Consider the following 22249-nt stretch of genomic DNA (forward strand, 5'->3'; position numbering starts at 1 on the left):
TGGGGGACAGTGTTACCAGTCCTTCCCTGCTTCGCTCTGCGCCTTGATGTAGGCGGGGATGTCCTGCTGCTGGGTCAGGGCCAGCGCCTGGTCGGGCGTGCCGCCGTCACGCAGGATGTGCTGGCGGTAGACCGACCACATCGGCAGGTCCCAGTACTCGGTGTTCCGGTAGCCGGAGATGGTGGCGTTCTCGCCCCAGTAGACGGCCGAGGTGTCGATCTCGGCCAGCTCGGGGATCGCCTTGCCGAAGCTCTGCACGACCTTGCCGGTCTCCAGGACCGCCTTGAGCCCGTGGCTGGACAGCTCGGTCTGGCCCTCCTCGGAGACCAGCCACTTCACGATCCGCAGCGCCTGGTCCTTCTTCGAGGAGGACGGCGGGATGAACGCGGCCCGCGTGTTCGGCTGGTAGGTCGTCTTGTCGCCCTTCTTCAGCACCGGGATCGCGCTGACGCCGATGTCGACGTTCTTGCCCTGCTCGGCGAAGGACTCCTCGTCCCCGTCCTCGATGAACAGCTCGCTGCCCGCGTACATGGTCAGCCGGGACAGCGTGTCGACCGCCATGGCCAGGTGGCCCGGCTGGCTCATGTCGCCCTTGAAGAAGTCGGTGACGGTGGTGAACTCGTTGCGCGGGATCTCCAGGAAGCGGTACAGGTTGTCCACGTACTGCTTCCAGGCGTCGCTGCTGACGTCGACCTTGACGTCCTCGGGCGCGGGCTCCTCGCTCGACGTCGGCAGGAACGGGTAGAGACCGGCCTGGTTGAAGTCCAGATACTGGTCGGGATGCTGCATGTAGCCCTTGTAGTGATCAAGGCCGTCGTCCTTGGTCAGCTGCTTGGCCTTCTTGTACGCCTCGTCGTACGTCATGCCGGGCTCAGGATGCTTCACCCGGAACTTGTCGAAGATCTTCTTGTTGTAGAGCAGCACGTGCTCGTCGATGAACAGCGGCACCCCGTAGATGCCGCCGTCGGAGCGCGACCTGGTCAGCTCCACCGTGGCTCGGTTCAGCGTGCTCAGGTCGATGCCGGCCCGCTCGAGGTCGGCGGTGAGGTCGCCGACCCAGCCCATGGGCTCGAGGTCGCGGTCGATGCGGTTCTTCGGGTCCTCGATGATGATGTCGGGCGTGACCCCGGCGTTCTTGAGGTCCTCGTAGCGGATGGGCAGGTCCCACGTCGCGTACTTGATCTTGACGTCGGGGAACGCGGCCCGCAGCTTGTCGCCGATGAGCTCGTCGAAGACGCGGGTGCCCTGCCGCGACTCGTCCACGGTCGACTCGAACGGCTTGTAGTTGGCCGCGAAGATGAACAGCTCGTCGTCGCAGACCTGGAACGGCTGGCTGTACTTGTTCGGCACGTCCTTACAGGCGGCGGCCGACACGGACGCCTGGGCCGGGACGGCGGTGACGCTCAGCGCCAGCGCGAGCAGGGCGATGCCACGAACCTGGTTCCTCATGAGTTCCCCTTCGCAGGCGCGTAACCACACTGGCGTACGACGTTCCGCCGGACACCGTTCTTGAATTCGGTGATGGTGTGCTCGGGCCAGTTCGACAGCAGGCCCACGGCGTCACGCAGGTATTCCTCGTTGAAGACGACGTGCCGGATGTTGTTGCGGTTGTAGGAGTAGACGAGGTGGATGAAGCCGTCGGCGCTCTGCGTCAGCACCGGGTAGGTGAACTGCGGGCCCGACTGCGCCTCGACGTCCACCGTGTGCTCCCACGTACGGCCCTTGTCGGGCGAGAGCGACAGCCGCATGGGGGAGCGGTGCTCGACCCACGGGTTGTAGGCCAGCACCAGCTTGTCGTTCGCCAGCTTGAGCGCGGCCACCCGCGAGTTCGGGTTGCCGATCGGCTCGGCCACCGGCGCGCTCCACGTGCGGGCGAAGTCGGTGGACTGGCTGGTGTGGATCGCGCCGTCCCCGGTCCGCAGGTACGCCACCAGCCGCCCGGGCTCCACCTCGACCACGGTCGGCTGGATCGAGCCCTCCGGCGTGCGGATCCAGCTCCCCGTGTCCTCCGGGTACGCCTTCCACGTGCTCATGTCCTCGCTGAAGACGTAGAACCCGGACCTGGATTCCGACTCGTCGTAGAGGGGCAGCAGCACCTCGCCGTTCGACATGCGGATCGGGTTGGTGCCGACCATCCACCCCCATTCCTTCCGGATGGTGACCGGCTCGCTCCAGGTGTGGCCGCCGTCGTCGGAGGTGATCAGCCGGATCGGCGCCTGCTCCCAGCCGTGCCCCTCGATCGTGACGAAGAACAGGTAGAGGCGCTTGCCGTCCGACCACAGCACCGGGTTGCCGTCGGCCTTGCCGGGCTCGTCGAACACCACCTCGGGCTTGGACCAGGTGTGCTTGCCGGCCGCCAGCCGCGACAGGTAGAGGGCCTGGTCCGGCGCTCCTTCCGTGGTGCCGCCGTAGTAGACGGTGAGGATGTCACCCTGCGGGGCCTGCGCCACGGCCGCCGCGTGCACCTTGGGCACGTCGGGGTCGGGCGGCGCCACGTCCTGGCGGCAGGCGTACGCGCCGGTCGGCTGGACCCGTACGGTGTCGTCGCCTCCGCCGCGATCGCCCGCCGCGTACGACGGCACCGCGACCGCCACGGCCAGAGCGCCGTATAAAAGGCTCTGCCGAACTTTCATCACACGCCAATCTCTAGATACTTGATGGTCTTGCGCAGGTAGGAGAAGGCGACGTGCACCCGCCCGCCGCCGCCGTCGATCACGCCCGGATACGAGTAGCCGAGCTCGTTCTGCCAGTACTCGGAGTCGGATTCCTGCAGGACATGCCGATCAGGCCAGGTCAGCCCGCCGTCTTCGGACAGGGCGAGCACGAGCGGGGTGCGCAGCGCCTTCTTGCGCCGCCGCCCGTTCTTGGTCACCCACCTGAACTGGTCGCGCTCCAGGCTCGCGTCGTTGTAGACGAGCGCGAGCGGGCCGTCGCCGAGCCTCGTGAGCTGGACGGAGGAGTCGTTGTTCGGCAGCTCGGTCCGCTCAGGTGCGGACCAGGTGCGGCCGTCGGCCGAGACCGAGGCGTGGATGCGCCCGGCCCGCCGGTCGCGGAACAGCGCCAGCAGCCCGCCGGGCCGCGGCGCGATCGTCATCTGCACCACGCCCGCGCTGTCCGGCACGTCGTGCGCGGTCCAGGTGCCGCCGCCGTCGGTGCTGACGTGCACGACGCTGCGGTCGCCCGCGGCGGCGCAGTGGTAGGCGGGCAGCAGCCACGTGCCGTCGTCCAGGACGATCGGCGGGTGCCTGACCCAGCTCCCCGCCTCGGGCAGCAGGACGCGCGGCGCGCTCCACGTACGGCCGCCGTCGCCCGAGGTGCGGGCCACCACGTGCGCGGTGGTCTGGTCGTGCGGCTCGCCCGAGGTGTTCAGCAGCCACACCTGACCGCCAGCCTCGAACAGCACCGGGTTCTGCTCGGTGCGCTCCGGGTCGGCGGCCACCAGCGCGGGCCGCTCCCAGCGCCCGCCGGCCAGCCGCGACACCACCACGTTCGTGCCCGGATCGCCCTCCTGCGGGCCGCTGAACCAGGTGCACAGCAGCTCGCCGGATGAGGTGAGCAGCAGGTTGGCGGCATGGTTGTCGACGCCGTGCGGGGCGGGCAACAGCGACTCGCGCGCGCCCTCCAGCGTCGCGGACGGCCGTACGACGCCGTCGAAACGGGGGTCGCTCACGCCGTCACCTCCCGCACGCCGGGGTCCGACACGCCGCGCAGGTCGAGTTCGCCGGCGAAGTGGCAGGCCACCCGCCGCCCGCCGACCTCGCGCAGCGGCGGTCTGTCCGCCCGGCATTCCTCCTTGGCGTACACGCAGCGGGGATGGAACGGGCAGCCCGGCGGCACGTTAGCCGGGTCCGCGATGTCGCCGAGCAGCTTGATCCGCTCCCGCTGCCGCCTGGCCGCCGGGTCGGGGTCGGGCACCGCCGACAGCAGCGCCTCGGTGTAGGGGTGCAGCGGCCGCCGGTACAGCTCCTCCGTCGGCGCCTCCTCCACCACCCGGCCGAGGTACATCACCGCCACCACGTCCGCGACGTGCTCGATGATGCCGAGGTCGTGGCTGACGAACAGGAAGCCCAGCTCCGACTCCTCCTGCAGGTCCATCAGCAGGTTGAGGATCTGCGCGCGGACCGACACGTCCAGCGCGCTGACCGCCTCGTCGGCCACCACCAGCCGGGGCGAGAGCGCCAGGGCCCGCGCGATGCCGACCCGCTGCCGCTGGCCGCCGCTGAAGGCGTGGGGGTAGCGGTCGGCGTACTCGCGGCGCAGGCCCACCCGTTCCAGCAGCTCGCCGACGCGCTCGGCGATCTCGTCGGACGAGCCGTACCCGTGCACCCGCATCGGCTCGCCGATGATCTCGCGCAGCGTCTTGCGCGGGTTGAGCGACGAGTGCGGGTCCTGGAAGATCATCCGCACCTCGGCCCGGTACGGCTTGAGCTCTCGCTCCTTCAGTCCCGCCACGTCGATCACCGAGCCGTCGGCCCGCCGGTAGAGCATGCGCCCGCCCGTCGGGTCGTGCGCCCGCACGATGCACCGGCCGAGCGTCGTCTTGCCGCAGCCCGACTCGCCTACCAGGCCGAGCGTGCTGCCCGGCGCGATGCTCAGATCGACCTCGTCCACCGCGCGCACCGCGCCCACCTGCCGGCCCAGCAGGCCGCTGCGGACGGGGAAGTGTTTGCTCAGCCCCTCGATTTCGAGCAGCGGCTCCGTGCTCACGCCGTCTCCCTCTCGTCCTGGTCCGGTTCGTCCTGGTAGAGCAGGCACGCCACCTCGCGATCACCGATGTCGGCCAGGGGCGGAGACACCACGTCGCACCGGCCCGCCATCACGTGGTCGCAGCGCGGGTGGAAGAAGCAGCCGTCCGGCCGCGCGTACGGCGGCGGCACCGTGCCCCTGATCGCCGTCAGCCGCCGCTGCCTGGCCTGCCCCAGCCGGGGCATCGAGCGCAGCAGCGCCTGCGCGTACGGGTGGCGCGGCTGCGACAGCACCTGCTCGGCGGAGCCGTACTCGACGACCCGGCCCAGGTACATCACCGCCATGCGCTCGGCCACCTGCGCCGCCACGCCGAGGTCGTGGGTGATCAGCATGATCGCCATGCCCAGCTCGTCCTGGAGGTCGCGCAGAAGCTCAAGGATCTGCGCCTGCGTGGTCACGTCGAGCGCGGTGGTCGGCTCGTCGGCGATGAGCAGGCTCGGCCGGCACGACAGCGCCATCGCGATCATCGCCCGCTGCCGCATGCCGCCGCTCAGCTCGAACGGATAGGAGTCGACCCGCCGCTGCGGCATCGGGATGCCGACCCGGTCGAGCAGGTCGATCGCCCGCCTGCGGGCCTCGGCCTTGCCGACGTTCTCGTGCAGCCGCACGGCCTCGATGATCTGGGCGCCGATCGTGTGCACCAGGCTCAGCGAGGCCATCGGCTCCTGGAACACCATCGCGATGTCGTTCCACCTGACCTGCCGCAGCAGCCGCTCGCCCGCGCCGACCAGCTCGACGGGCCCGCAGGGGCGGTGCAGGGTGACCTTGCCGCCCTCGATGCGGCCGGGCGGGTCCACCAGGTGCAGGATCGAGCGGGCCATGACGCTCTTGCCGCAGCCGGACTCGCCGACGATGGCCAGCGTCTCGCCCTTGTGCACCCGCAGGTCCACGCCGTCCACGGCGCTCACGACGCCGTCGTCCATGTGGAAGTGCGTACGCAGGTCCTCGATCTCAAGCAGCACGTCGCCTGCGGCCACGCCTGCCCACCCCCTTGTTGTCGCGTGTCGAATGGTCGCGCTCACTGTCGCCCTACGCGGTTACGCCTGAACGGCTTCCTTCTCCGGGCTCCGCTCGCCGCTCCGTAGGGATCGGCGGCGTCCCGTAGCCCGTCGCCGAAGAAGTTCATGGCGACCACCACGACCACCACCGCGACGCCGGGCGCCAGGAGCCACGGGGCGTCGGCGACGACGCGCACGTTCTGGGCGCCCTCCAGCAGCACGCCCCAGCTCACGGCCGGCGCCTGCAGACCCAGGCCGAGGAAGCTCAGGCTGGTCTCGCCGAGGATCATCCCGGGGATGGCCAGCGACAACGAGGCGATGATGTGACTGGCGAACGACGGGATCATGTGCCGGAAGATGATCGACAGGCGGCCCACGCCGTCCAGCCGGGCCGCGGTGACGAAGTCCTCCTCACGCAGCGACAGGAACCGGCCGCGCACGTCCCTGGCCAGCCCGGTCCACCCGATCAGCGACAGCAGCACCGTGATGGCGAAGTATCGGGTCAGCGGCCCCCAGTCCGTGGGCAGCGCCGCCGACAGCGCCATCCACAGCGGCAGCGTCGGGATCGCCATGAGGAACTCGATGGCCCGCTGCACGATGTTGTCCACCGCGCCGCCGAAATAACCGGAGACGCCGCCGATGAGCATGCCGAGCAGGAAGCTCGCCAGCACGCCCACCAGCCCGATCGACAACGACACCCGCGCGCCGTGGATGAGCCGCGACAACAGGTCACGGCCGTTCTGGTCGGAGCCGAGCAGGAAGAACGGATCTCCCTTGTGCACGGGCCCGATCAGGTGGATGTCGGACGGGATCACCCCGAGCAGCTTGTACGGGTCCCCGTGCACGAACAGCCCGACCTCGATCACCCGGGACGGGTCCTCGGTGTAGGTCTGCGCGAACGTGTCGGGGTCGCGCTCGCTGGTGTACCCGTACACGTGCAGCCCGTGCTCGCCGGAGACGCGCAGCACCTGCGGGGGCGCGTACGTCATCGTCGTGTCCGCCGTCGAGCTGGACATCGGCGCGAAGAACTCCGCGAAGATCGCCACGAAGTAGATCGGGATGAGGATCGCCGCGCCCGCCATCGCGAGCCGGTGCCGGCGGAACTGCCGCCACATCAGCCGCCACTGCGGCAGCGTCCCTGCTTCCCTCGCCGTCGGTCGCCTGAGGAACATCTGGCGCTACTCTCTCTTGTACCTTTTGCGGATTCGCGGGTCCCACCACGCCAGTGCCAGGTCGCTGATCACGGTGCCGATCACGGTCAGCGTGCTGAGGATCAGCACGAAACTGCCGACGAGATACATGTCCTGGTTCATCACGCCGCTGAGCAGCAGCGGGCCGCCGGTCGGCAGGCTCATGACGACCGAGACGATCGTCTCGCCGCCGATCAGGCCGGGCAGCAGCCAGCCCACGGTGCTGAAGAACGGGCTGAGCGACATCCGCACCGGATACCGCAGCAGCAGCTTCCACTCCGGCAGGCCCTTGGCCCTGGCGGTGACGACGTACGGGCGGTAGAGCTCGTCCAGCAGGTTCGCCCTGGTCACCCGGATCATGCCGGCGGTGCCCGACACCCCGATGACGACGATCGGCACCCACAGGTGACTGGCCAGGTCCAGCACCTTGCCGAGGTTCCATGCCGCGTCCTGGAACTCTGGCGAGAACAGGCCGCCCACGCTCTGCCCGAAGAAGCGGAACCCGATGTACATCAGGACCAGCGCGAGCATGAACTCCGGCACCGCCATCCCGATGAAGCCGAGGAAGGAGAAGCCGTAGTCGCCCCAGGAGTACTGGCGGACCGCGCTGTAGATGCCGATGGGGAACGCGATCGCCCAGACCATGAGCAGCGAGCTGAGCGACAGGATCGCCGACAGCGCGATGCGCTCGCCGACGAGCGTGGACACCGGCTGGTTCCAGGCAAACGATTGACCGAAGTCACCGTGGAGGAGGATGGCGGAGATCCACCGCCAGTACTGCACGAGCAGGGGGTCGTCGAGGCCGTACCGCTGCCGCAGGTTGGCGATCTCCGCCGGAGTGATGCCGTCGCCGCCCGCCTGCGCGTTGGCCACGAGGGTCGAGACGTAGTCGCCCGGCGGCAGGTTGATGATGACGAACGTGACGATCGAGATCGCCCACAGCGTCACCACCACGTAGACCAGGCGGCGCCCGAAGTAACCCAGCACGCCGGCCCCTCAGAGGGAGTACTGCTCGGGCTGGGTCGGCCCGGGGTTCACGGCCGTGTTCGCCATCGCGTCGGGCACGTTCTTGAACGCGGTGCCGACGATGCCGTACTCGTTCGGGTACGAGCTGACGCCGATGGCGTAGAACTGCTCCTTGGCCACCCGCACCACCTCCTTGGCGTGCTCCAGCGCCTTGGTGAAGTCCGGCTCGGTGCGCATCTTGGTGAACGCCTCCAGCTGCGCGCGCACCTCCGCCGGCGGCTCGTCGCCGCTCTTGCCCTTGCTGCCGTACCACTGCGCCCAGCGGATGGCGTAACGCGCGCTGCCGGAGTTGCTCGGCACGTAGTAGTGGTCGCCGCCGGTGCCGGTGATCACGTCGAAGTCGCTGCACGTGTACGTCGAGCACTGCGGCTGGTTGCCCATCGAGCGCTCGGTGAAGAGCGTGGCCGCGACCGGATCGACGCGCAGCCCGACGCCGACCGCCTCCCAGCCCTTCTTGACGAACTCCAGTGCCTCGACGTGGTGCGGGAACTCCGTGGAGGCCATGACGGTGACGATCAGCGGCTTGCCGCCGGGGCCGAGCCTGCGGCCGTCGGCGTCCTTCTCGGTCAGGCCGGCCTTGTCCAGGTGCTCATTGGCCTTGGCGACGTCGTACTCGGTGTACTGCTTGGCGAAGCCGGCGTCGTAGAGCGCGTTGTTCTTCGACGGCGCGCCCTGCCACGGCTCGCCCTGTCCGGCGTACACGCCGTCGATGATCTCCTTGCGGTTGATCGCGTACGACAGCCCGATCCTGAAGTCCTTCTTCCTGAACAGCTCGCGCAGGCCGTCGTCCTTGATCGTCTGGTTGAACTGCAGGATCATCGTGTTGCTCAGCCGGCTCGGCACGTCGAACAGCCGGTACTTCCCCTTGGCCGCGTTCTGGGCGACCAGCGGCTTGTTCTCCGGCGTGTTGAAGTTGTACAGCTGCAGGCCGAGCTCGCCGTTCATGATCTTCAGCAGCTCGACCTCGACGTCGCCGAGCACCTCCGCCCTGAACCGGTCGATGTACGGGAGTTGCCGCCCCTGCTCGTCGACCTTCCAGTAGTACGGGTTCCGCTCCGCCACGACCGCCGTGCCGCGCCCCACCGGGTTCGTGATCTTCCACGGGTGCAGGGTCGGCATGTCGGCGTTGTGCGCGACGTCGTTCTTGTTCATGAACAGCTGGGTCCAGTCCTCCAGCTGCTCCTCCTTGGCCAGCTTGTCGGCGTCCGGGTTGTACTTCTTGTGGAACTGTTTCAGGTAGTGCTTGGGCAGCAGGAACCCGGCCGCGCCACCGCGCTCGAACGTCGAGACCGCGATCTGGAACAGCAGGCCCGCCTTCGGCTCCTTGTAGGTGTAGGTGACCGTCCGCTCGTCGACCTTCTCCACCTTGACCAGCTCGTCCGTGGTGCCGTTCTCCAGATAGAGGTCGTAGACGCCGGTCGTGTGCAGGTCCTTGTAGACGGCCACGTCCTCGAAGGCGAACACCAGGTCGTCGGCCGTGCACGGCTCGCCGTCGGACCACTTCAGGCCCTCGCGCAGCTTGAAGACGTACACCCGGCCGCCGTCCTTGACCTCGAACTCGGCCACGTTCGGGATGATGTCGTCCGGGCCCTTCTGGCCGTTGGTGCCGGCCTTGAGCCTGACCAGGGGCTCGTAGCCGAGCGAGTAGTACAGCCAGTCGAAGTCGTCCTCGCCGACGATCGCCGAGGTCCACGTGCCGCCGTACGTGCCGGCCTCCTTCAGCGGGGTGACGACCATCGGGTTCCTCGGCAGGCGCTGCTCCAGCGGGGGCAGCTTGCCGGCCTTGACCAGCTCGGCCAGCGCCGGCGCCTCTTTGGCCGCCGGGTCCGCGGCCGCCACGGGTCCCGCGCCGCCCGTGTCGGGGCTGGTGTCGAAGAAGCCGCAGCCACCGGCCGTGGCCAGCAGCAGCAGCCCGCCGCCGCCGCGGAGCAGGCTCCTCCGCGTGAACACGTGCTCTGTCATCGGTGCTCCGTTCCGGGGTCTAACGATTGACCTTGACCTGGCTGAAGGTCGCGGTGATGTAGGGGTGGACGCCGTTGGCCTCCTGGTTGCCGTCCACGGCGAGGCCGACGTAGAAGCGGCTGGTCCGCATCACGATGCGCTCGTAGCCGATGCGCTCCCAGTTGAGCGAGTTGTCCGACAGGAACGCCTCGAACTCCAGGTCGGAGCCGGTCGGCAGGCTCCGGCAGACCAGGCGCAGCCAGTACGGCTTCTCGCTCAGCGCGTCGGACCACAGCCCGACGCTCGGCTGACGGCCGTGCGAGGCGACCCTGATCGCCTTGGCGCGCCGCCCCGAGCCGTCCTCGCCGCTGGCCGAGTAGCCGATGCCGGCCATCATGAACGGCGAGTTCGGCTCCAGGTCCTGCCGGACCATGATCCCGGCCACCGCGTCCACGTGGTTCTTGCTGACGCCGTCGACGCGGGCGGTGATCTCCAGCACCTCGCCGCGCCTGCTGAAGCCGACCGCCTTGTAGGCGAAGTGGAAGGAGTCGTTCCAGCCGGCGATCCTGCCGGAGCCCTTCATCGTGAACACGCCGTCCTTGAGCGCCGTGTTGCCGGGGATCGGCACCTGGCCGATGTCCTTGACCTGCCAGCCGGTATGGGTCCTGGTGCGGTTGACGTGGATCGGCACCAGCGAGGAGGTGGTCGCCGTGCCGGTGCCGTCGGTGGCCCTGGCGGTCAGGCAGTAGCTGCCGTCCTTGACGCCGTCCCACGTCACCCGGTACGGCGCGGCCGTGGCCTCGCCGATCTTCGTGGCGCCGTGGAAGAACTCGACCTTCGCGATGGAGGCCCCGTCGAGTGCCGTGGCGTCGGCGGTGATCGTGACGCTCTGCTCGTCCTTGGCCGCGGCGAACACCTCGTCGATCGCGGGAGAGGTGATGGCCACCTCGGGGTTGCGGGCGCCGGCCCGCTCGATGGAGTTGAGGTAGCGCTCCAGGTTCGTGTACCCGTCGGGGCCGATCGCCTGCGCGTCGGCGGGGTCGGCCGGGTCGAGGCCGTGCGCGCTCTCCCACGCGTCCGGGATGCCGTCGTGGTCGCCGTCGGCGGGTGCGGGCACCTCACTGGGTAAGGGGAGGAAGCCGCCCACGTCCTTCTGCGAGTTGATGTGCCGTCCCGTGCCGGTGCGCGCCTCGTTGACCAGCCGGGCGTCGATGGCGTCCCGGCGCGGCAGGGTGGCGCCGGCCTGTTCCAGGACGCTCGCGAACGCCTGCTGCGGGCTCTGCTCGGTGATGCCTTCGGCGAACTCCACCGGCCTCGGCAGCAGCGTGACGCCGCCGATCGGGAACGTGATGCCCTTGCCGTTGTCGGCCGTGACGTCGGCGTGGCCCTCGATCACGTTGCCGCTGACGTGCCACTGGCCGAACCGCCCGGGGGCGACGATCTCCCTGGCGATCGCGGGCAGCGTGTTGGGGCCCGGCTTGTAGTAGTTGCCCACCAGGTTGATGCCGTTGGACCACTCGCCGCCGTAGCAGGACGTGATGCCGGGGTTGTAGATCACGTTGTTGCGGTGGTCCACCCGCAGCGCCATGCCCTCTTCGAAGCTGAAGCGTGGGTTGCGGGCGTTCTGGTGGATAAGCAGGTTGTGGTGGTACGTGATCGTGTCGCCGCCCCACAGGCCGCCCATGCCGTGCCGGCCCTTGTCGTGCACGGAGTTCGTCAGGCCCTCGGAGATGATGCACCACTGCACGGTCACGTTGGTGTTGCCGTAGACGGAGCAGCACTCGTCCACGCCCCAGCTGAACGAGCAGTGGTCGATGATGAGGTCGCGCACGCCCCGCGCGCCGAACGTGTCGATCGGGGTGCCCAGCTCGTCGCCGCCGCGGAAGCGCAGGTGGCGCAGGATGATGTTGTCGCCCTTGATCTGCGTCTCGTTGCCGGTGACGGTGATGCCGTGGCCCGGTGCGGTCTGGCCGGCGATCGTCAGGTTCGAGCCGGTGACGTCGAGGCCGCCCTTGAGCTTGATGGTGCCGGCCACCCGGAACACGATCGTGCCGTCCGACTTGGCGACCGCCTCGCGCAGCGAGCCAGGCCCGTCGTCGTCCAGGGTGGTCACCTCGTACACCGCGCCGCCCCGGCCGCCGGTCACGTACCTGCCCGCGCCCTCCGCCCCCGGGAAGGCGGGCACCTTCTTGGCGAGCACATCGGCGGAGGCCGTCGCCGGCGGGCTGGGCGTCGGAGTGGGGGCCGCCGCCGCGGCCTGACCCGCTGTCGTCCCCCGTGTCGTCTCCCACGCCACGGCGGGCGTGGCGAGGGCCGCCGAGCGCATGAAAGCGCGGCGGCCGAATCCTGATCTCAGGGGATCGAAGCCAAGGGCCTCGGTCATCGAAACGCTCTCTTTCCGCCCTGGAAATAGGCAGGGCCGTGCCGCTGAATCGGCACACTCCGGACCACGCTGTAGTGGGTGCGAATTTTTATTCAGCCATGAATGGAGTGGATTCATCACATCGTGAACGACGCCGATGTGACTGTCAAGAGTCGTTTCCCTACTGGTCAACTTTCGCGTTCGCCCCGGGGGCAACGCGACGAAGGCCGCCGCGCATGGCGCGACGGCCCGTCGAAGGTGACGGCACAGGGCCCTGAGCGGATCACGGTCGCCGCGAGCGGCGGCGCCGGGCTCCTGCTCAGTCCTGGTGCGGGGCGGGGGTCAGTCGTTGAGGAGCTCCTCGGCGACGCCGACGTCCGTGATGAGGGTGTTGACCCAGCCGCCCTTCAGCGCGGCCCTGATCGCGGCCGTCTTGCGGCGGCCGCCCGCGATCGCGATGCGGCGCGGCACCCGGCGCAGGTCGGCGGCCGGGATGCCGAGGATGCGCTCCTCCAGCGGCGAGTCGATCAGCCGGCCTTCCGCGTCGAAGAAGCGCAGGCACACGTCGCCCACCGCGCCGAGCCCGCGCAGCGCCTCCAGCTCGTCCTCGGAGATCGCGTTGCCGCTCTCCTGCAGCAGCGGCGACGGGTTGAGGCTGCCGATGCCCACCAGGACCGTGGTCAGCCGCGACCACGCCTCGACCACCTGGCGCACCACGTCGTCGTCCGACAGCGCCTGCCGCGCCACCGGCGAGCCCACCAGCCCTGGAGCGGGCAGGAAGATCGGCTCGGCGCCCGTCAGGTCGGCGAGGTGGGCGGCCAGCCGGGTCGCCTGCACCTGCGCAGAGCCCTTGCCGACGCCGCCGATGAGCTGCACGACCTCCTCGGCCACCCGGACGGGACGGCGCTGCATCGCCTCGACCGTGGCCAGCAGGCTCGCACTCCAGGAGGAGATGCCGAGGTGCTCGCCGCCGATCAGCGTGGCGTCGAGGTAGGTCGCCCCCGCCGAGCCCAGCGCGGCCACCACGTCGTGGTTCTCGCCCGCCGCGTCGACGACGATGATCTGCTCCACGCCGTATTTCCGCTCGAGGTCCTCCTCCAGCAGCGCGTGCACCCCGGAGGGCACCACGACCACCGTGCGCACGATGCCGATCTCCGCCGCCTCCTTCAGCAGCCGCGACACCCTGGGCTGCGAGATGCGCAGCTGGGCGGCGATCTGCGGCTGGCGTACGCCGTGCTCGTGGTAGAGGCGGGCGACGCGGACGAGCAGCCGCATGCGCTCGGACTCCGCGCCGAGCCGCCGGCCGCCGAACCTCACCTCGCCCGCGCGGCCCTTGTCGAGCCCGCCGCCGACCCCACTGCCGACCCCACTCCCGAGCCCACTGCCGACCCCACTGTCAGCTCCCACGATCGCTGGCCTCCGCTTCGGCTCCGCCGCTCCTGCTGGTCCGGTGGCGAGCCCGGGCCACTGCCGAGTGCCATTGTGCTAGCACACGGCGCCGTCCGCACATCGGCTGCACGGGCGCGTGCCGCCGCTCGTGCAGCCGGTGCTCATCGGCCCTCCGCGAAGGCGCGGATCTTGGCGAAGAAGTCCTCGTGGATGAACCGGGCGTCGATGGAGTCGTACGTGCGGATCGGCCGGTGGGCGGCCGAGAAGTCGTAGCCCCCGTCGTAGCGGAAGGTCGGCGCCGGCCGCTCGACCCAGGTGCCGCAGTCGGGGTGCAGCATCAGGCCGACCGCGGGGGAGTCGCCGAGCACCCGGAACTCGATGGAGCCGCCGTGCTCGCGCTCGTTCCACTCGACGAGCTGGCGTACGAGGTAGTCGCCGACCTCCCCGTACGGCGCGACCTTGGCGTCCAGCTCGGCGTAGCTCACGGCGGTCATCCGGTACGTCGGCGCGGGCACCTGCCAGACCCGCAGCGCCGAGGAGAACACCACGTTGGCCGCTGCGATGTCGTTGGACAGGTTGAACTCGGGCCGCCCGTCCTGGGGGCCCCGCCCGTCGTAACCGCCGCCGCCGATCCAGACGACGGTGAGGTCCCGCTCGGCGATGCGCGGCTCCATGAGCAGGGCGGCCGCCATGTCGGTGAGGGGGCCGAGGAAGGCGACGTAGAGGGGCTCCGCCGCGTCGCGCATGGCCTCCTCGACGATCAGCTCGGCCCCTGGCGAGGGCACGGGGGTGCGTGCGTCGGGCAGCGCGTACGGCGCCCCGTCCGCCACCCGCACCTGCCCGTCGAGCTTCATCAGCCGCAGCAGCAGCTCGATCTCCGCGCGGCTCTCCTCCAGGCTGTGCCGGGTGCGCCGGTTGCCGAAGTGCGCGGGTATCAGGCCCCTGATGTCGAAGCTCGGGGAGAGCAGGGCGTGCACGATGGCGAACTGGTCGTCCGCCTCGTTCTTCGCATCGGTGTCGATGATGACGCGGCGCCGGTGGGAAAAAGTCCTGCCCGCCATGCGGCCCTCCAGAATGGCCGTGGTGAATATTTATTCGATAATGTATCTATATTCTGATATTAGGTTGTGACATTTGTGCTGTCAAGATCCCAGAGGATGACGGAAAGCGCGTACGGCGAGATCGTGTGATCGCCGTGGCTGCCGTCCTCCAGCAGATCCCAGCGGCCCCGCTCCGGCCTGCCGCCCGCCAGCAGCCGCACCCGGTCGCGCACCGGCGCCTGGTAGACCCGGTGGCTGACCCCGTTGAAGCAGCAGTCGTCGAACCTGTTGAGAATCTGCAGCTGGCCCCGGTCCTCGCCGACGGACGCCATCACGTACATCTGCAGATAGTCATCCGCCGTGCCCGCCGTGACCGAGGAGTAGAAGCCGGGGAACGACGCCTTCGTCTGCTCCCAGTCGCCCACCGTCGGGCTGGGCTTGGGGGAGGCGGGGCGCAGGAAGAACGGCAGCGAGCCGGCCACCGGATAACTGTGCCTGACGCGCGGGTCGAGCGCGGCGTACACGGTGGTCGTCCAGCCGCCGCCCGACAGGCCCAGCATCTCGACCGAGGCGGGCCGGTAGGTCGCCTCCGCGTGGTTGAGCGTGACGACCAGCGGCTCCAGGAAGAACGTCAGCGTCGAGAACGTCTCGCTCTCCCACGGCACCAGCTCCCGGTGCGACGGCGGTGGCAGCATCGTGCCCGGGTGCGCCGGGTCCTCGATCTGCTGGCCGCCGTTCCAGTGGTGGAAGGGCATCGCGTACGCCATCACCCGGTAGCCCCGGTCCAGCAGGGCCTGCACGGTGCGGAGCATCGTGTCGAGCGGCTCGCCGTGGCCGTTGTGGTAGAGCGCCAGGCGGCGGTTCCACGGCTTGCGGGGCTGCAGGTCGTACACCTTGGCATTGATCCCGTACCGCAGGGGGACGGTCAGCAGGTCGATCCTGCGGACGCCGGTGAGCGGGGCGAAGTCGGGGGCGTTCACGCCCTTGTCCACCTCCGGCCGTCCCTGCGGCAGGCCGGCGCCCTTCCAGATGAAGTCGATCATCTGCTGGCGCCTGGCTTCGATGTCGTCCGGTCCGCCGATGCCGATGAGCGGCTCGATGTCCACGCCCGCCACCGCGGCGGGCAGCGTCTTGTACTCGGGGCCGAACCGGGCCGCCACCTCCTCGTTCACCGGCGCGACCGGCCGCGCATCGTGCGGCCGGGCCGGAGCCGTCCGCATCCCCGCCGCCCCTGCTTCGGCGCTGGCCGCTGTGCGGGCCGCCGCCGCGGCCGGGCCCGCCGCGGCCAGCGCGAGGCCGATGCCGCCCAGCGCGCCGCCCAGCAGCCTGCGCCGGCTCGCGCGGCCACCGGACCCGTCGCCTGCTTCTCGCTGGTCCGTCATCGCGTCGTTCCCTTCGCTCGGGGGTCCCAGCCGTCCAGGACGAACGCCGGGTCGCGCCACTGCTCCGCCTCCTCGGGCGTGAGCTGCCGGGAGCAGGCCAGCCGCTGCGAGGTGTCGATCGGGGTGCCGGCCAGGTCGGTGCTGCCGAACTCCCAGAGGGACGCCGACTGGGCCTGCGCGCAGTCGTTCGGGTCGATCTGCCAGCCGACCGGCGCCACGTGGGCGTCCATCTTCGTGTCGATGAACACGGCCTGGCTGTGCGTGAACCGCCACACCGCGCTGCGCCCCAGCACCACCGACGCGTCCGGCACGCCGGCCGCCCTGGTCAGCTTCGTCCTGACGAACACATAGCCGTGGCGGGTGGCGTCGCTGCGGCTCTGCGAGATGTAGCCCGAGCCGGTCGACTCCAGCACCGAGTCCTGGATGAACACTGTGCCCGTGCCCCACACGAAGTCGGTGTCGCCGCTGATCCTGCTGTCGGTGACGAAGCCCTTGCCCTGCAGCCGCAGCGTGTCCTGGAAGCTGACCAGGTGCACCCGGTCCAGCACGATCCTGTCGTTGTTGCCGCGGAACGCCTCGGCCTGCGAGCCGCCGTCGGGGGTGGTGTTGTGCACGGTGAGCCCGGTCAGCCGGAAGTCGGCCGCGTCCACGCCGAACGTCTGCCGCCAGCAGTTGTGCAGGTCGGAGGTGTCGAGCACGCGGCGCGGGCACACGTCGGCGGGGCCGCCGTCGCTCAGCGCCTTGTCGCCGTTGCGCAGGTCGTTGTTCGGGTACTGGATCACCGTACGGCCGGGGCCCGCGCCCTTGACGGTGAGGTGCGGGCGGTCCTCGCGGACGTAGACGATCTCGGTGTAGACGCCGGGCTTGACGTCGATGGTCACCGGCCGGTCGTTGCCGAGCGGCACCGCGTCGATCGCGCCCTGCACGGTGCAGAAGTCGCCGCTCCCCTTGGCGGAGACGGTCAGCCGGCGCTGGTCGTGCGGCCGGCGCTTGGTGGTGGTGAAGCGCCAGCGCGCGGCGTCGTGGCCGGGGAAGACGCCGGCGTCGACGGTGACGGTGTACGTCCTGCCGTAGTCGAGGCGGTGGTGCGGGTAGACGGTGGCGGTGTTCCCGTCCACCATGATCGACTCGTACGAGAAGTCGTGCGGCAGCCCCGTGTCCGAGACCGCCTGGCCGACGTTTCTCCTGTCGTCCTTCGCCTTGGCCGCCTCAATGCGGTCGGCGAGCGTGCCGTCCGCCGCGCGGATCTCGATCGCCCCCGACGTGCCCAGCTCGACGGGCCCGGGGAACGTGATGGTCAGTGGTGCGTCCACGCACGTCGCAGCCGCCCGTCCGGGAACCGAGAAGCGGGGGCCCGCCTCGGCCGCCGCGGCGGGGACGGTGCCTAAGACGAGTGCGGTGACGGTGGCGAGAACCGGGATCGATGCCTTCACCTTTGGCCCTTCTACGCGCGAATGGATAGTTGGCTGCGAATATATATGTAGACCGCCTGACATCTCGGGTCAAGAGCAGTGAGCGCCTTGTCCGTTCACTCGCGCCCGTGGCATGCTGACGCCCTATCGGCCGGAGCGGCAGGCGAAGGTCCTGGCCAGAAGGAGTGCGCCAACCCGCCGCTGATCATCCTGCGGTTCCGGCGACACGTCGCGCAGACCGCCACCTGGCTCGCGCAACCCTGAGAAAGGTCGCCATGACCCCCTCTCCCAGGAGCGTCATCCTCGACACCGACATCGGCAGCGACGTGGACGACGCGCTCGCCCTCGCCGTGCTGCTCGGCTCACCCGAGGTGGACCTGATCGGCTGCACCACCGTCTACGGCGACACGCTCTTGCGGGCCCGGCTCGCCAAGCGGCTGACCGGCCTGGCCGGTCAGGCCCGCCTGGCCGGTCGCACGCCCGCCGTCCTCGCCGGTGCCGCCGAGACGCTGACCGGGCGGCCCGTGTGGTGGGCGGGACACGAGGGGCGGCTGTTCCCCGACCTCGGCAGCGAGCAGGTGGACGAGGGGGACGCGGTGGCGTACCTGGTGGAGCGGGTCACCGCCGCGCCCGGCCAGGTGGACGTCGTGGCGGTCGGCCCGCTCACCGACATCGCCCACGCCGTCACCGCGTCGCCCGCCTTCGCCCGCGACGTCCGCCACCTGTGGATCATGGGCGGCCGCTTCGACGGTCCAGAACCCGAGCACAACTTCACAAGCGACCCCGAGGCCGCCGCCATCGTCTTCGGCTCCGGCGCCCCCATCACCGTCACCGGCCTCGAGATCACTACGACCGTCCGGATGGACGCCGCCGACGTGGCCGCCATCGCCGCCGCCGGACCGCTGGGACAGGCTCTCAAAGCGGAGATCGAGCAGTGGTGGCGATACTGGAACGAGCAGTGGAACTGCCCGCACGATCCGGTCACTGTCCTGACGATGCTGATGCCCGACCTGTTCGGCTTCAGCCCGGAGGGCGAGGTCACCATCGGCCCCGACGGCTCCAGCACGTTCACCCCGGGCGCCGGCCGCACCCGCATCACCACCACAGCCCCACCGGACCGCGTCACCCAGGAAATCGTCCACCGCATCGTCGCAGCAGCCACGTAACAGGGGGCGCTCGGATCAGCGGATGAGGTGGGCCTCAGGAGTAGAGGCGCTCGGGGGAGACCAGGAGGAGCTTACCGCCCTCCGTCGTGCGCAGATCCGGGGCGAACCCGGCGGCGCTGTAGCAGGCCAGCCGTGTCGATCGGGTGTCGTAGCCGCGCTCGGCCAGCAGGTCGCGGACTCGCCGGAGCCGTTCGACGTGTCCTTCGCACATGGTGTCGCCCCATTTGACCTCGCCCAGCGAGAGGACCTTGCGCGGGCCGCCGTCCGGCTCGCCCAGCACCACGACGTCCACCTCGTGGCTCGTACGGTGCTCGGGATCGTTGACGACGCCGTGACCGACCTCCGCCGGTACGCCGTCGAAGGTGCCGGCGTCCGCGAAGTCCGCGGCCCAGGTGCGGCAGATCTCCTCGAAGTGCGGCCCCACGACCTGGCTCAGGAACCGGTCGCGGCTGCGCTGCCACACCTGGCGGGCTCGCCGGCGTTCGAGCTCGCGCCAGGCCGGGCGCATCACGGCGTGGTAGAAGGTGATCAACGGCTCGGTGATCCGGTAGAGCGGACGTGCCGCCCTGAGCATGTCAGGAGACTTCGCCAGCAGGCCCGCGTCCTCCAGGACGGCGAGCGGGTGGCTGATCTCGGTGGACTTGCGGCCGATGTAGCCCGCGATGCCGCCGCGCGAGGAGTTGCCCTCCGCGACCGCGGCCAGGACCGAGTGATAGAGCGCCACGTCATGCAGGTCGGGCTCTTCGGCCAGCAGGTAGCGGGCCTCGCGGAACAGCGGGCGTGCCGGGTTGAGCACGGCCCGCTGCACCCAGTCGTCGAAGTCGGTCAATGAGCGCGGCGTGTCGTCGCGGACGTATTCGCGGCGGTAGGCGGGGGTGCCGCCGACCACGGCATGAGTCAGCAGGGCGAGCCGCGGGTCGTCGATCCGCCAGAACTCGGCCGCCAGCCGGTAGTCCAGTGTCGGCACGACCAGCTCCAGGCCGGCCCTGCCGCGCAGCGGGGCGTTGCCGGCCAGCAGCCCGCCCATGAACGTGAGCGCCGAGCCGCACAGGATCAGCCGGATCGGCGGCCCGCCCTTACGGCGGCGTACGTCGAGGGCGGCCTGGAGCACGGACGGCAGCTCGGGTGAGACCTTGACGAGGTAGGGGAACTCGTCGATTACCACCGGGAGGGGAGCGGAGGTCCGCAGGTCGAGGATCGCCTCGATCACCTCGCGCCAGGACGTGAAACGCAAGGGAGCGGGGCTGCCGAGCCGGGCGGCGAGCTGCTCGCCGATGAGGTGGAGGTGCTCGGCGGGCAGCGCCTCGGTGCCCTCGATGTAGATGCCACCCGCCACGTCGCAGAGGGAGCCCAGCAGGAAAGTCTTCCCCTGGCGCCGCCTGCCTGAGACCACGCCGAGGGTTGGGTACTGGGACGTGTCGGCGATGAAGTCGGCCAGCTCTGCCCACTCCACCTCGCGATCGAACATCTCGGCCGGTTTCGTAATGGTCACGCCGACCAATGTAGAGGTCGACTTATTATAAGTCCACTTCTATATCTGTCCCTCCCCGTACGGGACCAGCCTGACCGGGCCCAGGAGGCCGTACGGCTGAGCGGTGAGGGAGCCGTAGACTGCTGGGTCGGTTTGGCGGAGGCGGTTGCCCAGGGGGGTGGCGACCTCGACCTCGATGGTGTTCCGGCCGCGCTTGACGTGCGGGCCGAGGTCGATGACCGGGTGGAGCAGGTCCACCGGGTCGAGGGGGTGGCCGTTGACGCGGACGCGGCAGGTGTCGGTGACCTCCCCAAGCTCCAGGTACGCGGGGCCGTCCAGGTCCACCGTGGTCGTGTACGTGCCGACGCCCGAGACGTCCGCCAGGCCCGGCAGGTCGTGCCAGGGGGCGAGCCGGTCGAGGTCGAGGGTGAGGGTGTGGTCGCCGTCCGGGCGGCGGTCGCGGACCTCGAGGTGCCAGGTTCGCGGTTCGACGGGCTGGGGGATCCGGTCGATGTGAGTAGTGACCGTGCGGCCGGTCGAGAGGGTCGTGGTGTGCCGGCCTGCCGTGGTCGTGCGGATCAGCAGGTGACCGTGGTCGTAGCGGACCGAGTCTGCGGACGTCTCGGTGGCGTGCGGGCGGGTGCCCGTGCGGTCGCCGAAGAGCCCCGGGCGGCCGATGGCGACGATGCGGGCCTGGCCCGGGCGCAGCGCGACGCGCAGGCGGATGCCGTCGGCGTCCTCGGTGTAACGGGCGATGCGTTCTGCCCGTCCTGTCCAGGGATCCAGCAGGTACGGGACGCCGTCGGTGTCGGTACGCGCCAGCGTGACCTCGTGGTCGATGGGCGTGACCGGCGGTTTGGCGTTCTCCTGGTGCTTGCCGTTGCACAGGTAGTAGTAGTCCACCCGGCCGGCCACGCGGCGCATGGTGAGCAGGGTGGACGGGGTCGCGTACCGGGCCCAGGTGGGCTGGCGCGGGCCCCACGACTCCGCGTACCCCACCGAACCCCCGTACGGCGTGAACGCCGCGAACCCCGGCCATCCCGCGCCCGGCGCGCTCGCGTACGAGAAGCCGTGCAGCACCGTCTGGTTGAGCCCCGCCGCGTACGCGCCGCCCATCGTCAGCAGCAGCTTGCGCCACGTGGTCGTGTAGGCCCCGCCCTGGTACGCCCCCGCCTCGCAGGACAGCACCTCCCCGCCCGCCATGTCCCGGCCGCCCGCCAGGCAGCGGTAGTCGTCGAGGTTCTTGAAGCCGAGCGACTCGCCCTCGGGCACGTCGAGGATGGCCGCCGCCTCGATGGCGTCGGTCCGCAGCCCGTACGGCTGCGCCCGCAACCGCAGCCCCAGCGAGTGCGCCCAGTCGCGCAGGGCGGTGAAGTGGTGCTCGTTGAACAGCTCGGACACCGTGTCCCAGTAGTCCTTACGGGCGTGCCTGGTCAGCACCGGGTCGAAGGCGAACACCAGATCCTCGTCGGCCAGCACGACGACCGGCAGCACGTCGGTCAGCGGGTAGCCGCGCCGCCGCTCGAACTCGGCCGGCAGCTCCGGCGTCCACGGCAGGGCGTCGCTCTCGATCTCGATCGAGTCCTCGAACAGCGCCCCGCCCGATCGTTTCAGCAGCCTCCTGATGGCGGGGGTGAGCAGCCGCCGCTCCCAGAAATCGATCACCGCTTCGGTGCCCGCGCGGCTGAAGTGGTCCACCACGTACGCCTCGGGCGCGGTATGCGGGCCTGACTCCGGACGCTGGCCCGAGCCGCGCTGCCAGTAGGAGATGAGCAGCCATTCGCCGTCGCCGGGGGCCGTCCAGATGATCGTGCCGCCGTCCACGGGGACGGTCCGTACGGAGGCGGGGTCGAGGCCGGTCTCGTCGCGGGTCGAGTGTGCGGGCTCGACCCTGGCCGCCTGGACCAGCAGCAACGTACGCTCGCTCCGCCCTTCGACGGCGGGCGGCGAGTACGGACTTATCCGAGATGCTGTGATGAACAGCCGCGATCTCCGCCCCACCGAACCCGGCATCGGCCAGCTGATCGACCTCCCGCCGAATCTCGCTGGGCGTGACCTGGGTGGATGGGGCGCCGGGCCACTGGGCCCGACGCCCCGGTCGAAGAGACCGGCCTCAACCGCCCGCT

General features: G+C 70.1%; 16 protein-coding genes. 1 reads left to right on the forward strand and 15 read right to left on the reverse strand.

Going from position 1 to position 22249, the window contains the following annotated elements:
- Positions 1–12: 12 nt before the first annotated feature.
- The 13 genes from ABZW11_RS19770 to ABZW11_RS19830 all read right to left on the reverse strand — a co-directional run bounded on the left by ABZW11_RS19770 (position 13) and on the right by ABZW11_RS19830 (position 17507).
- Positions 13–1449, reverse strand: a complete 1437-nt coding sequence (locus ABZW11_RS19770) for an ABC transporter substrate-binding protein (RefSeq protein WP_355418978.1) — start codon at positions 1447–1449, stop codon at positions 13–15.
- Positions 1446–2633, reverse strand: coding sequence for a sialidase family protein (locus tag ABZW11_RS19775; RefSeq protein ID WP_355418980.1), 1188 nt, complete (start codon positions 2631–2633; stop codon positions 1446–1448). The genes ABZW11_RS19770 and ABZW11_RS19775 overlap by 4 nt, the downstream gene beginning before the upstream one ends.
- On the reverse strand, positions 2633–3670 hold the full coding sequence (locus ABZW11_RS19780; RefSeq protein WP_355418982.1) for a sialidase family protein: 1038 nt from the start codon (positions 3668–3670) through the stop codon (positions 2633–2635). The genes ABZW11_RS19775 and ABZW11_RS19780 overlap by 1 nt, the downstream gene beginning before the upstream one ends.
- Entirely contained in the window at positions 3667–4707 is a 1041-nt protein-coding gene (locus ABZW11_RS19785) for an oligopeptide/dipeptide ABC transporter ATP-binding protein (protein ID WP_355418984.1), read from the reverse strand. The genes ABZW11_RS19780 and ABZW11_RS19785 overlap by 4 nt, the downstream gene beginning before the upstream one ends.
- Positions 4704–5723, reverse strand: coding sequence for an ABC transporter ATP-binding protein (locus ABZW11_RS19790; protein ID WP_355418986.1), 1020 nt, complete (start codon positions 5721–5723; stop codon positions 4704–4706). Before ABZW11_RS19790 ends, ABZW11_RS19785 begins: the two co-directional genes overlap by 4 nt.
- Positions 5724–5764: 41 nt before the next feature.
- Positions 5765–6916 carry an ABC transporter permease gene (locus tag ABZW11_RS19795; RefSeq protein WP_355418988.1) on the reverse strand — a complete coding sequence of 384 codons (1152 nt, stop codon included), beginning with the start codon at positions 6914–6916 and terminating at the stop codon, positions 5765–5767.
- A 6-nt stretch (positions 6917–6922) separates the two neighbouring features.
- Positions 6923–7921 (reverse strand): ABC transporter permease, encoded by a 999-nt coding sequence (locus ABZW11_RS19800; protein ID WP_355418990.1) that lies wholly within the window; start codon positions 7919–7921, stop codon positions 6923–6925.
- 9 nt (positions 7922–7930) lie between these two features.
- A complete protein-coding gene (locus tag ABZW11_RS19805; RefSeq protein ID WP_355418992.1) occupies positions 7931–9922 on the reverse strand; it encodes an ABC transporter substrate-binding protein in 1992 nt (663 codons plus the stop codon).
- Positions 9923–9941: 19 nt separating this feature from the next.
- Complete coding sequence (locus ABZW11_RS19810) at positions 9942–12284, reverse strand: Ig-like domain-containing protein (protein ID WP_355418994.1); 2343 nt, start codon at positions 12282–12284, stop codon at positions 9942–9944.
- 321 nt (positions 12285–12605) lie between these two features.
- On the reverse strand, positions 12606–13670 hold the full coding sequence (locus ABZW11_RS19815; protein ID WP_355418996.1) for a sugar-binding transcriptional regulator: 1065 nt from the start codon (positions 13668–13670) through the stop codon (positions 12606–12608).
- 143 nt (positions 13671–13813) lie between these two features.
- Positions 13814–14713, reverse strand: coding sequence for a nucleoside hydrolase (locus ABZW11_RS19820; RefSeq protein WP_355418998.1), 900 nt, complete (start codon positions 14711–14713; stop codon positions 13814–13816).
- A 59-nt stretch (positions 14714–14772) separates the two neighbouring features.
- Positions 14773–16074, reverse strand: coding sequence for a hypothetical protein (locus ABZW11_RS19825; protein ID WP_355419000.1), 1302 nt, complete (start codon positions 16072–16074; stop codon positions 14773–14775).
- Entirely contained in the window at positions 16071–17507 is a 1437-nt protein-coding gene (locus tag ABZW11_RS19830) for a pectinesterase family protein (protein ID WP_355419002.1), read from the reverse strand. The genes ABZW11_RS19825 and ABZW11_RS19830 overlap by 4 nt, the downstream gene beginning before the upstream one ends.
- 254 nt (positions 17508–17761) lie before the next feature.
- On the opposite strand from ABZW11_RS19830, the gene ABZW11_RS19835 reads away from it, so the two are divergent.
- Complete coding sequence (locus ABZW11_RS19835) at positions 17762–18652, forward strand: nucleoside hydrolase (RefSeq protein ID WP_355419004.1); 891 nt, start codon at positions 17762–17764, stop codon at positions 18650–18652.
- 34 nt (positions 18653–18686) lie between these two features.
- Here the strand turns inward: ABZW11_RS19835 and ABZW11_RS19840 are convergent, their stop codons facing one another.
- A complete protein-coding gene (locus ABZW11_RS19840) occupies positions 18687–20144 on the reverse strand; it encodes an ATP-binding protein (RefSeq protein WP_355419006.1) in 1458 nt (485 codons plus the stop codon).
- A 39-nt stretch (positions 20145–20183) separates the two neighbouring features.
- Positions 20184–22037: a glycosyl hydrolase gene (locus tag ABZW11_RS19845; protein ID WP_355419008.1), complete on the reverse strand. Its 1854-nt coding sequence runs from the start codon at positions 22035–22037 to the stop codon at positions 20184–20186.
- Positions 22038–22249: the final 212 nt, after the last annotated feature.

The sequence above is a fragment of the Nonomuraea sp. NPDC004580 genome (assembly GCF_040609855.1).
Classification (GTDB): domain Bacteria; phylum Actinomycetota; class Actinomycetes; order Streptosporangiales; family Streptosporangiaceae; genus Nonomuraea; species Nonomuraea salmonea.